This window comes from Clostridium algoriphilum, from assembly GCF_020443705.1.
Lineage (GTDB): Bacteria > Bacillota > Clostridia > Clostridiales > Clostridiaceae > Clostridium_AD > Clostridium_AD algoriphilum.
Window position 1 is genome coordinate 70,784 of sequence record NZ_JAIZZK010000021.1, and the last position, 12,239, is coordinate 83,022.

At 30.2% G+C, this 12,239-nt stretch carries 9 protein-coding genes; 8 read left to right on the plus strand and 1 reads right to left on the minus strand.

Going from position 1 to position 12,239, the window contains the following annotated elements:
* The first annotated feature begins 378 nt into the window (after positions 1 to 378).
* From LGK95_RS14940 to LGK95_RS14950, 3 genes are all read left to right on the plus strand, one after another.
* Positions 379 to 1,743: a sigma 54-interacting transcriptional regulator gene (locus LGK95_RS14940; protein WP_226125580.1), complete on the plus strand. Its 1,365-nt coding sequence runs from the start codon at positions 379 to 381 to the stop codon at positions 1,741 to 1,743.
* A gap of 551 nt (positions 1,744 to 2,294) precedes the next feature.
* Positions 2,295 to 3,596: an acetyl-CoA hydrolase/transferase family protein gene (locus LGK95_RS14945; RefSeq protein ID WP_226125581.1), complete on the plus strand. Its 1,302-nt coding sequence runs from the start codon at positions 2,295 to 2,297 to the stop codon at positions 3,594 to 3,596.
* Between the two features lie 353 nt (positions 3,597 to 3,949).
* A complete protein-coding gene (locus tag LGK95_RS14950) occupies positions 3,950 to 5,659 on the plus strand; it encodes a diguanylate cyclase domain-containing protein (protein WP_226125582.1) in 1,710 nt (569 codons plus the stop codon).
* 160 nt (positions 5,660 to 5,819) lie between these two features.
* Here the strand turns inward: LGK95_RS14950 and LGK95_RS14955 are convergent, their stop codons facing one another.
* A complete protein-coding gene (locus tag LGK95_RS14955; protein ID WP_226125583.1) occupies positions 5,820 to 7,073 on the minus strand; it encodes an MFS transporter in 1,254 nt (417 codons plus the stop codon).
* A 403-nt stretch (positions 7,074 to 7,476) separates the two neighbouring features.
* Here LGK95_RS14955 and bioF point away from each other — a divergent pair, with 403 nt between their 5' ends.
* The 5 genes from bioF (at position 7,477) to LGK95_RS14980 (ending at position 12,054) form a co-directional block, all read left to right on the plus strand.
* Positions 7,477 to 8,652: an 8-amino-7-oxononanoate synthase gene (gene bioF / locus LGK95_RS14960; protein ID WP_226125584.1), complete on the plus strand. Its 1,176-nt coding sequence runs from the start codon at positions 7,477 to 7,479 to the stop codon at positions 8,650 to 8,652.
* The gene (locus LGK95_RS14965) at positions 8,649 to 9,407 is read left to right on the plus strand and encodes an alpha/beta fold hydrolase (protein ID WP_226125585.1); all 759 of its coding nucleotides are present in this window, start codon (positions 8,649 to 8,651) and stop codon (positions 9,405 to 9,407) included. Before bioF ends, LGK95_RS14965 begins: the two co-directional genes overlap by 4 nt.
* A complete protein-coding gene (bioC, locus tag LGK95_RS14970) occupies positions 9,404 to 10,216 on the plus strand; it encodes a malonyl-ACP O-methyltransferase BioC (RefSeq protein ID WP_226125586.1) in 813 nt (270 codons plus the stop codon). Before LGK95_RS14965 ends, bioC begins: the two co-directional genes overlap by 4 nt.
* A gap of 250 nt (positions 10,217 to 10,466) precedes the next feature.
* Positions 10,467 to 11,630, plus strand: a complete 1,164-nt coding sequence (locus LGK95_RS14975; RefSeq protein ID WP_226125587.1) for an SH3 domain-containing protein — start codon at positions 10,467 to 10,469, stop codon at positions 11,628 to 11,630.
* A 295-nt stretch (positions 11,631 to 11,925) separates the two neighbouring features.
* Positions 11,926 to 12,054 carry a small, acid-soluble spore protein, alpha/beta type gene (locus LGK95_RS14980; RefSeq protein WP_226125588.1) on the plus strand — a complete coding sequence of 43 codons (129 nt, stop codon included), beginning with the start codon at positions 11,926 to 11,928 and terminating at the stop codon, positions 12,052 to 12,054.
* The last annotated feature ends 185 nt before the right edge of the window (positions 12,055 to 12,239 follow it).

The following is a 12,239-nucleotide window of genomic DNA, read 5'->3' on the forward strand; positions in this document are numbered from 1 at the left end:
TAAGATATAATTTTAAACTGGTACCTATAGACTAGAAACTGATATGCCCCCCTAAAAGTAGAAAGATTAAATAATAAAAATCTGTTACTAGAAGGGCGAGCATTTTTGTGTTTAAAAGAAGACATTTTTAATATATTCCTACTGTGGATAAAAAATATATTATGACAAGATAAAGGAATTAGCGGTTATTTGTAGAATAATATTTGTTGTATCTTTGTTATTATATTAACAATATAATAAAAAGTATATTTACTGTTGAAATGCTATCAAAATATACTTTTTTAGTAAAGTGAAATTACTAAATGAAGAATATATACAAAATTAAATGATCGAATTCTGCGGCAGAGAAAATATCTTATTAATAAGGTGGGATAAACTTTGAAGGTAAAAGATATTGTAGATTTTTCATTTATATTATGTTCACTTGGAGATTCTGTTAATACAGTAGTTACTAAAATGGAATCAAAGAAAAAATCATATTGTATCGTTACGGATACTGATAATAGGTATAAAGGTATAATTACGGCTATTTCTTTAATTAAATACACTGATAATAAAGATTGTATTATTGATTCATTGGTATATAAATTGGATGCTATATCAGAAAATGATGATATAAAGAATTTAAAAAAAGTAGCATTTGATATTGTTCCTGTTGTAAATCTAAAAAATAATGTTGTAGGTGTAATAAGCATGAAGAGCTTTGTGCAATATATGCATGATGGTACTTCAAAACTTCAAAAGAATCAGCTAATAACCTGTAAAGATCATATAAGATTACGCTCTAAATATACTATCGATGATATTATTGGGCAGAGCAAAGTGGTGCTACAATTAAAAGCACAGATTACTGCTGCTGCAAAAACAAAGTCTACCGTTTTAATCACTGGGGATACAGGAACAGGCAAGGAACTGGTTGCACAAGCCATTGCTAATCTTAGTAATAGGAAAAATCAACCCTTCATGAGGATTAACTGTGCTGCGATTGCTGAAAACCTTTTAGAGTCTGAGTTGTTTGGATATGAAGAAGGTGCTTTTACAGGGGCAATCAAAGGTGGACGTGCTGGCAAGTTCTTAATGGCTGATGGAGGAACAATCTTTCTTGATGAAATAGGGGATATGCAGTTTTCATTGCAAGCAAAAATACTGCGAGTTTTACAGGAAAGAGAAATTGAGAAAATTGGTGGTCAATTTCCTATTCCAATAAATGTACGAATTATTGCAGCAACCCATGCTGACCTCGAGAGGATGGTAAATGAGAAAAAGTTTAGACATGATTTATTTTATAGACTGCATGTAATTTCTATTATAGTACCACCTTTGAATAAAAGAAAAGAGGACATACCCTTATTGGTAGATCATTATATAAGAAAATTTTCAAAGGAAAACGACATGGAAGATTTTAAAATCCACCATTCTTTTATTAAGTGTTTAGTGGATTATGACTGGCCAGGTAATATTCGCGAGTTACTAAATGTCTTGGAAACGGTATGTAGCATGTCAAATGGGTTCATCACTCATGAGGATATACCTCAATATATGTACCATAAAAGTTCTTGTAATATTAAAGGAGAAGAATCAATAAATAATCTAAAGATACTTACAAGCGATGCCCAGCGAAATATGATTATTAATACATTAATACAGTGTAGGGGAAATAAAGATAAAGTTGCAAAAGTCTTAGGAATTTCGAGAAGTAACTTATATTATAAAATTAAAAAGCTCAATATAAATAATTTATAAAAACAAACCTAATACCGCACAAAGTATTAGGTTTGTTTTTATGTATTTTAAAATTTCTAATTCTAGGACATTGTGTACTATTGTGTACTAAAATTAGAACAATTATAAACTTAAATTAGATGGATAGTTTATTAAATAACAATGTAGGAACACATTACCTAGATGATTTTATGAAAAAATGTTATTGGCATAGTTATTGCTTTTATTATAGATATAAACAAAGGCGAACTAATTCTAATAAAAAACATTAAAAGGTTTACTCTATAATTTTAGCTGGATTTACAAATTCACTAACTGTTCTTTATTTAACATATGGAGTACTAGGGGGATTTGGAATAGGTACAGTTTACGCATGTACAGTTGGCAATACGGTAAAATGGTTTCCGGACAAAAGAGGGCTTGCAGGAGGACTTGTGGCGGCAGGATTTGGTTCTGGGGAAAAGTTTTTTAAAGAAAGAAAGAACACAAAATAAGCTAAACTCAATATCTAGTGAAGTATCATAATGAAAATAGAGATAAATAATTATGTTTATATGAAAGGGGATTTTATTATGAGTTGGAAGGAAATTTATAAAAATAGGCTTGTTAAACCGGAGGATGCTGTTACGCATATTAAATCCGGTAATAGAGTTGTTGTGGGTCATGCAGCTGGAGAACCGACTGAACTGATAGATGCAATGGTTGCGAATAAAGAGAACTACAGAAACGTAGAAATAGTTAACTTGGTAGTACTGGGTACAGCTCCATATGCAAAGCCTGGCATGGAAGAATATTTTCACGATAATTCAATTTTTGCAAGTACACATACAAGGGAAGCTATTGAATGTGGAAGAGCAGATTTTACTCCTTGCTTCTTTCATGAAGTTCCTAAATTATTTAGAAAAGGATATATTCCTGTAGATGTAGCTTTAGTTCAGGTTAGTTCTCCAGATAAGCATGGTTATTGTAGTTTCGGGGTATCAAATGACTATACGAAACCAGCTGCAGAGTATGCGAAAATGGTAATTGCAGAAGTGAATCCTAACATGCCTAGAACTATGGGAGACTCATTTATTCATATATCAAAAATAGATTATATAGTTGAAACATCTCATGAAATAATTGAACTTCAGCCACCTAAAATAGGAGACGTTGAAAAAAAGATTGGTGAGAATTGCGCATCGCTTGTAGAAGATGGTTCTACACTGCAACTTGGAATTGGAGCTATCCCGGAAGCTGTGCTTTTGTTCTTAAAGCATAAAAAGGATTTAGGAATACATTCAGAAATGATATCAGATGGAGTAGTTGAATTAGTAGAAGCAGGTGTAATAACCAATAAATTCAAGACACTTCATCCGGGAAAGATTGTCGTGGCATTTCTTATGGGAACTAGAAGACTTTACGACTTTGTTGATAATAATCCTTTAGTTGAAATGTATCCTGTAAATTATGTAAATAATCCTTGTGTGATTATGCAAAATTATAAAATGGTTTCTATAAATTCTTGTGTACAGGTTGATCTAATGGGACAGGTGTGCTCAGAAAGTATAGGGTTAAAACAAATTAGTGGTGTAGGAGGTCAAGTTGATTTTGTGCGTGGCGTAAACATGAGCGAAGATGGCATATCAATAATTGCAATACCATCAACAGCTTCAAAAGGAAAGATTTCAAGAATAGTGGGATTATTAAATGCGGGAGCAGTTGTTACAACTTCAAGAACTGATGTGGATTATATAGTCACAGAGTATGGAATTGCACAACTTAAAGGTAGAACTTTAAGAGACAGAGCTAAAGCACTAATCAATATTGCACATCCGGACTTTAGACAAGGACTAATGGAAGAATATACAAAGAAATTTAAGTGTGGGTTTTAGTTAATATCATAAAAGTTGAACTTACCTAATTAAATAGACAGTATATATATGGTTATTATTGTTTAAGCCGTACGCCTAATTCAATTGGTGTACGGCTTTTAACATTGAAGCGAATATTTAAAAAATATGAAAGCTGAATTACAATTTCTTATTTTCGGTTTCTGAGAATAACATTACCATTTATCACAACCTCTAATAAGGAGAAGTTTTGGGGAGGTATTTTGTCTAATTATCATGAATAAATAAAATTAGATGTTATTAGAAGTCATATTAGATATTTATACATAAAGTTTTGTCGAATATAACCGATATAATAATTATAAAAGTTTTGAAATGATAGGAGGGAATAGGCAATGCCGCGTGAGGATAATATTAGAACAATGTTGTTTGCATTATTATGTATATGTTTTATTTTCTATTTATTTATGGGAATCTATAGTTATAGAAAAGATAAAAAATCTAAAGTTAACGTAATATTTTTAAGTATTTGTATTTCTGCTAGCCTTTGGGCCATAGGATTTGCATTCATGTTGATTTCTCCCAATATAGAAATTGCAAATGTATGGAGAATAGTTTCTGCCTTAGGATGGTGTTTTTTTAACGGGCTATGGCTATCCTTCGCATTTTCTCTTAAAGGTATAAATCAAAAAAACGCTAACTCAAAAATACAATATTTATTATATATAGTTTCAATAATATTTTTTATAAGTAATTTATTATATGAACCATCTAAAGTAGTAAGTAATGAAGCTTATGGCTTTGTAGATAATCTATATACGACCACTACTATCGGTATTATTTTTAGTATATATAATGTTGTTTTATTTATAACAAGTGATGTAATAATATATTTTCAAATGAGAAATTCTAATAAGAATAGAGTGAGAAAACAGATTAAAACTATTTTGATTACCAGTTTAGTCAGTGTTTGTTTAGCAGTAATATCAGATTTGATTCTTCCTGCAATGGGTATTATGATTTTTCCGTCTGGGATTATAACAATTTCTATTGGAATGGGTGGAATTTGGTATGCAATTAATAAACATAAAATGATGTTAATCTCTTATGAACTTGTATCGGAATATCTTTTTGAAGCTGTAAATGAACCGATTTTCATATTAGGTGAAGATTTACTTGTAAAAAATTGTAATGAAACTTCACTAAATATAACTGGGTATAATTATAAGGACTTAAAGGAAAATCCACTTCATGCAATAATAGATTTTAGAAATTTTAATTTTAATACTATAATGCAAGAAGGATTTGTTATTAATATTGAAGTTGATTTAATCCGAGAAAATAAAGAAGTTCTTGCCTGTGAACTATCAGCAACAGCTATATATGATGAATACAAAGACTTATTAGGAATCCTTACTCTATTACATGATGTTTCTGAAAGAAAAAGCATAACTGAGATACAAAAGAATTATACTTTAAAATTGGAAGAGTCAAATATTAAACTTAAAAATGAGATTATAGATAGACTAAGTGCTGAAGATCAAATACGCCATTTTGTTTATTATGATGCACTTACAGAAGTTCCTAACAGAAAAAAGATGTTAGAAGATGTTGATATATTACTAGGTTATAAAAACGAAAGATTTGCAGTTCTTTTTATAGACTTGGATAAGTTTAAAAGTGTTAATGATGATTATGGCCATCAGGCTGGAGATTATATTCTTAAAATCTCCGCGGTGAGATTAAAAAGTATTATTAGGTCAACGGATACAATTAGTAGAATTGGTGGAGATGAATTCATAATAATGCTAAGAGATTTGAAAGACTCTGCAGATGCTGAAACAATTGCAGCATCTGCTTTGGAAACATTAAGCACAGCTTTTACCTATAAGGAAAATCAATTATTTATTGGAGCAAGTATAGGCATAAGTATATTTCCAAAGCACGGAATTGATTCAGATACCTTAATTAAAAATGCTGATTCGGCTATGTATGAAGTTAAGCGCAAGGGTGGAAATGGATATAAGATATATTCTTCGGAAATAAAAGAAGGTAATTTAAGTATGGAAGACACCATGTATAATAATACATGGTTATTACAATAGGACTAACTATGTTAACGTACAATAAATACGGGATGGGTGGTAAATGTGAAACAAATAAAGAGAATTATTTCGCAAAGTGGCTATAATTGTAGCCACTTTTATTACTTTATTGGTAGTAGGAGTTAACTTTTGGTTAACTCCTACTACCAAAGGATATAATTTATACGGAGGTTGATTTACTATTTTTTCTAAGTTTAGCCCAGGTGACAAGTAACAATACTAATATTATTGTAGAAATACCTGATAACATGAAACAAATGTCAGCACCGTATTTCTCAGCCACAGATCCGGAAAGAAGGCTTCCTAGAGGGGTGAATCCAGCAAATACAAGTGAATATACACTCATAACGCGTCCTCTGTAGTCATCTTTAGAATTTAGCTGTAACATGGAATTTGCAGTGGTGGAAAAGAACATATTAAAAATTCCTGTTATAGCTAAACTTAGGGCAGTAAAATAATATAAATTACTTATTCCTGTAAAAATTAACATTATGCCAATTCCAATAGAGCTACCTATCATAAGAATTTTATTTGGACCGTTTTTACTTTTTAAAGACATAAGAATAGCCCCAATGAGGGAACCTGCTCCTAGTGCAGATAGTAAAACTCCATAGGTTTTTTCTTGCATATGTAGTACATTTTTCGTGAATACAGGTATTAGGACATTGTAGTTAAAAACAAATATCCCCATAATACTAACTAATATCAAGGTTTCTAATAAAATAGAATTGGTTTTTATGTATTTAAGGCCCGCTATTATTTCTTTAAGCATACCTATTTCAGAAGTTTTCTTTCTCACATAATTGATTGCTTCAATATGAACCAGTCCATAGATAACTGCCATAAAGCTAAAACCATTTAACAAAAAACACCATCCTGCTCCGAGATATCCCATAAGCATAGCCCCAATAGCTGGTCCAATAATTCTTGCTAAATTAAAAGTGGCTGAGTTTAAAGCAATGGCATTCATTAAATCATCTTTTCCTACTATCTCAACATTAAAAGCTTGCCTAGTTGGCATATCTAGTGTATTACAAAATCCAAGACATAAAGCTAAAGCTATTAAATGTTCATACTTTAATGTATTTGTAAACACTAATGCAGACAATATAAAGGCTAATATCATTGATACACTCTGAGTGAAAATCAGTATTTTTTTCTTTGGGAACTTATCGGTTAATACCCCGGCAAACAGCGAGAAAAAAGTTACGGGTAAAAACTGCATTGCCCCAACAAGTCCAAGTAAAAATGGAGATCCTGTTAGAGAAAGTACTAGCCAGGATTGTCCTATATTTTGTGTCCAAGTACCTATCAAAGAAACGCACTGACCCATCCAAAAATATCTATAATTTTTATGTGTAAGAGCATGAAAGTTATTGCTAATAAATCTCTTAGTAGTAACAGCTATGTTCATTTTTAACATCTCCTAATGTGCTGCATCATTGTTAAAATAATCATATGTAAAAGTTGTATATAATGCATTTAAATATGTATACTGACCTTTGCTTATATTATATTGCTTAAGTTACCTTCCCACGTATACATGACCATGTCTATGCAAAAGAGAAATCCACCTTCATAATGAGTTCTTATTTTCGTTTATTGTGTTATTCCTCCTAAATTAGTTGCACTTCCTACTAATTAAAGAATAAAGTAATATAGTTGCGAATGCAACCATATTTTCTCGTAATATTCTCTATTTGTGTTTAAACTATAATGGTAGATTGTAAACTCGATATATAGATGAGGTTGACAATTCTTTGGTTTTGGTATATATTTATAAAAATTATACATTTAGTCTATAGGAGAATTAATTAATGAATTATATGACAGATAAACTTACAAAAATTAAAGAAAAAGGATTATATAGGGAACTTAGATACATTGATACAGCACAATCGCCTAGGGTTAAAATTGAAGGAAAAGATTTTATACTTTTAGGATCGAATAACTATTTAGGTCTTTGTGATGATGTTAGATTGAAGAAAGCTGCAATTGATGCAATCAACAAATATGGTGTTGGATCAGGTGGTTCTAGATTAACCACAGGAAGTTATGGCTTATATAAAGAATTAGAGACAAAAATTGCATCGGTTAAAGGGACTGAAGCAAGTTTAGTTTTTAATACTGGATATATGGCAAATGTAGGTATTATTTCAGCTTTGTGTGATGATAGCTGGGTAATTTTTTCTGATAAATTAAATCATGCTAGTATTATTGATGGATATCGATTAAGTGGTGCAAAACTTATCAGATATAAGCATTGTGATATGAATGATTTATTAAATAAAATAAATAAGTATAAAGGAAGTAACAATTTAATTGTAACAGATGGTGTATTTAGTATGGATGGTGATATAGCTCCACTGCCAGACATTGTGAAAATCGCAAAGCAATTTAACATGATGACAATGGTAGATGATGCACATGCTACCGGTGTTTTAGGTAAAAATGGGTCAGGTACAGCATCATATTTTGGTTTAGATAATGAAATTGATATCAGTATGGGAACCTTAAGTAAGGCTGTTGCTTCAGAAGGCGGATATGTAGCTGGTAAAAAGGATTTAATTAATTATTTAATAAACTCTGCAAGAAGCTTTATTTATTCTACAGCTTTATCACCTAGTACAATTGCAGTTTCTATAAAGGCATTAGAAATTATTGAAAAGGATGAGGAAAGAAGAATTAAACTATTAAAAACCTCAAGCTGGTTTCAAAATGAACTTAAAATAGCAGGATTTAATGTAATGGAAACGAAAACTCCGATAATTCCAATTTTAATTGGAGAAGTAGACAAAGCGGTTGAATTTAGCAAAACATTATTATCACAAGGTGTATATGTACCAGCAATTCGACCACCTTCTGTACCGCGAGGAACAAGTCGTTTAAGAATTTCTTTAATGGCAACACATTCAAAAGAAGATTTAGAAGAAGCATTGGTTAAAATAAAAGAAACAGGAAAAAAATTAAAGATTATTGGGGACTTATTATGAATAAGCCATATTTAATTATGCTACCAGGCTTTGGAATGAGCAGTTCTGTTTGGAAAAGAATTAGTGGGCTTTTATGGAAGGAATTTGAATTGATTTTTATTGAATGGGATAATATTGATTTATTATATGGGTTTAAACAAAAGGTAATAGACGTTATAGAAGAAAAACAGCTTACCTCTTTTTCCTTGCTTGGATGGTCACTTGGATCATTAGTAGCGGAGGAAATTGTTTTAGAAAATTTGTGGAATATTAATAACTTAATTCTGATTGGAGGTACAAGCTCTTTTATTCAACATAAAGAAGATGAATACAATTTAGGGTGGAATAAAAGAATTGTAGAAAGAATGAAAATTAAGTTATATAAAAATCCAAATGAAACACTCTTTAATTTTTATGACTCATTGTTTTCAGATGAAGAAAAGAAAAAGGGATATAACAAGGAATTTCTAAAGATAATGGAAGATAACATTAAAATTCAATCAGTAGATTCTTTGGCATTGGAACTTGATTATTTAATTCAAAAAGATTTAAGAAATAAATTAGTAGATATAAATATTCCTTTATTAATGATTCATGGTGAAGAAGATAAAATATGTCCAATAGATGCTGCTATATATATTAAAAATATATTAACACATTCTAATATAGAAGTTATAAAGGGTGGCGGGCATATCCCATTTTTCACAAATCCTCATGATTGTTATAATTTCATATCAAAATTTATAAAAACACCTATAAAGGGAGATAATTTATGATTGATAAAAAACAGTTAAAACTTCATTTTAGTAAAAATGCATCAAATTATGATGAATATGCTCACGTTCAAAAGGTTATGAAGAATTATTTAGTAGAATTTATGCTGCAAAACAATAAAAATAACACTGAAGTTAAAAATATTTTAGAGATTGGTTGTGGAACGGGATACTTAACATCTGCTTTAATTGAGCTTTTTCCGCATTCTCATATAACCGCTGTTGATATTGCGCCAGGAATGATTACTGAAATAAAGTCAAAAATTAAAAATGCTTCAGTTGATTTTATTTGTGGTGATTTGGAAGATATGGATCTTAATGATACTTATGATATTATTGTTTCTAATGCCACTTTTCAATGGTTTAATCATATAGATGCAACAATAAAAAAAATACATAATGTATTAAATGCAAATGGTGTCATTTGCTTTTCTACATTTGGGGAACATACTTTTTGTGAATTGAATGAATGTTTTAAGAAAGTAAAGGAAGACATGTCTATAAAAGAATCTATATATTCAGGACAGTCTTTTTATAGCCTTAATGAATTATCTACATTATGTAAGGATGTTACAAGAAATGATGATGTTATAGTACAAAGTAAAGAAATATTTGAATATGAATATTTCAATAACTGTAATGATTTTTTCACTTCAATAAAAAAAACTGGTGCTAATAATAGTAATAAAAATAATAAATGTACTTCTCTAACTTTTATCAAAAAAGTAATCAAGTATTATAATGAAAATTTTTCGGAAAATAACAAAATAAAGGCTACTTATCATTGCTTATTTTTAAAAATAATAAAATAAGAGGGTTCAAAGGGGTTTGTTTCTAATTTTTTAAGCCTTACTTTAAGATAGATAAGACCAAATAGTAATCGCTTGCTGTGTAAGCTATTTAGGCATGATACACAAGGATATGACATAGTTTTTTTGAAAAAGAGGATTTAATAGGACAAGCTGTTGCCTTTATTACATAATTAAGGTAAAATAAAAATGTAAATGTATACTTTAAGGGGGAATTAAACTGAAGAAGAATATTAAGCTTTTAACACAATTTATGCAATGTTCATTTAAAACAAAGGTAGTTATAGCTACTATGATTATGAGCGTAGTGTTGGTATCTTTGGGAGGTATCAACAATATAAATTGTACAAGCAATACGAGTAGTGTGGATAAACATATACAATTATTTAGTGGCGTATATCAAACACAGTATGGAGTAACAACAGCCAGTAGCTTAAGCGTAAGAACTGGAGCAGCAACAAAGTATTCTTCTGTAGCAAATATGAAGAAAGGCACAAAAGTTGTTATGATAGGAAAAACAAATAATTTTTACAAGATAACTTACGGTGGTAAAACAAGATATATAAGTGCTCAATATGTAAAAATAACAGTTAAACCAGTTGTAGTAGTATACAAAACACAGTATGGGGTAACAACAGCCAGTAGTTTAAGTGTAAGAAATGGAGCTGGAACAAACTATTCTGTACAGGGAAATCTAAAAAGTGGAACTAAAGTTAATATACTCGGAAAGGCAAATAATTTTTATAAAATAACTTATGGCGCTAAAACAGGATATGTAAGTGCACAGTACATAAAAATAACACCTCAGCCTAAATTATTGATAGATAAGATCAAAAACAAGGGGAATGCTAAGCAGGCCATTGTTGTTACTACTAGCAGTTATAGCAACGTAAATGCTACCATTACAACATTTGAAAATGTTAACGGAACATGGAGACAAATTGCTTCTTTTGCTGGTAATGTAGGCAATAAAGGCTTTATTTATAATAAAGTTGAAGGTGATGGGCGTTCTCCAATAGGTATTTTTTCATTGGGTACGGCATTTGGTAGATATGCAAATCCAGGTACTTCAATGACCTATAGGATATCAAACACCAATGATTTTTGGGTAGATGATATAAAATCAAGTTTGTATAATACATGGCAAAAAGGCCCTGTGAGTGGTAGATGGAATTCGGCTGAAAAAATGTATATTCCTCAATATAATTATGGTTTTGTAATAAACTATAACACTGCTAAAAGAGTACCAGGAAAAGGTTCAGGTATATTTTTTCATGTATGGTCAGGGGCAGGAAATGGAACAGCAGGATGCATTGCAACATCTCAGACTAATGTAATAAACACATTAAAATGGTTAAAGCCCTCTAAAAGTCCTATAATAATTGAAGGACCAGTGTCTGAAGTATTAAAGATGTAAAACTTAAATGTTCTATTGTGTTTTATTTGTAATACATAGGTAATAAATGAGCAATATGCTTAAGATTTATGTGCTCCTCTTAAAGTAGACAGATTAAATAATAAAATCTGTTAGCGGAAAGGGGAGCATTTTTTTATAATATTAGCTATATCATAAAAGGAATATTCAAATAAATAACGTTTTCCCCACATACACTTCATAAATTTGGTTATATTAATATTGGAATATCTATTATTAAGGGGCTAGTAATTAATAATTATTTTGTGCTCTTATTTAATACAAGGAGGATCTTACAATGTCACATATAGACAAAAAAAACAACCAAGAAAGTAAAAAGGTTGGTAAAAAAACAAAGAAAGAATTAGATAGAATGAAGGTAGAAACTGCTAATGAAATAGGAGTTTTTAAAGAATCTAATAAATAGCGTTTATGTTTCTCCTAAAACACCACTAAAATTAGTGATAAAGCCTAATAGTTAAACACTATTAGGCTTTATCAGGGCCTGTAAATAATTTTGTGTAAACAGAATATAATGTACTCTTTCTTGGCAATAATTGAGATAAGTGATTATCAAAGATTGTAAGGAGGAGTATTTTTATGTCAAACATT

Coding starts and splice junctions, on each gene's coding strand:
- LGK95_RS14945 (WP_226125581.1), top strand. CDS start 2,295: ATGAGTTGGAAGGAAATTTATAAAAATAGGCTTGTTAAACCGGAGGAT.
- LGK95_RS14950 (WP_226125582.1), top strand. CDS start 3,950: ATGCCGCGTGAGGATAATATTAGAACAATGTTGTTTGCATTATTATGT.
- LGK95_RS14955 (WP_226125583.1), bottom strand. CDS start 7,073: ATGAACATAGCTGTTACTACTAAGAGATTTATTAGCAATAACTTTCAT.
- bioF (WP_226125584.1), top strand. CDS start 7,477: ATGAATTATATGACAGATAAACTTACAAAAATTAAAGAAAAAGGATTA.
- LGK95_RS14965 (WP_226125585.1), top strand. CDS start 8,649: ATGAATAAGCCATATTTAATTATGCTACCAGGCTTTGGAATGAGCAGT.
- bioC (WP_226125586.1), top strand. CDS start 9,404: ATGATTGATAAAAAACAGTTAAAACTTCATTTTAGTAAAAATGCATCA.
- LGK95_RS14975 (WP_226125587.1), top strand. CDS start 10,467: ATGCAATGTTCATTTAAAACAAAGGTAGTTATAGCTACTATGATTATG.
- LGK95_RS14980 (WP_226125588.1), top strand. CDS start 11,926: ATGTCACATATAGACAAAAAAAACAACCAAGAAAGTAAAAAGGTTGGT.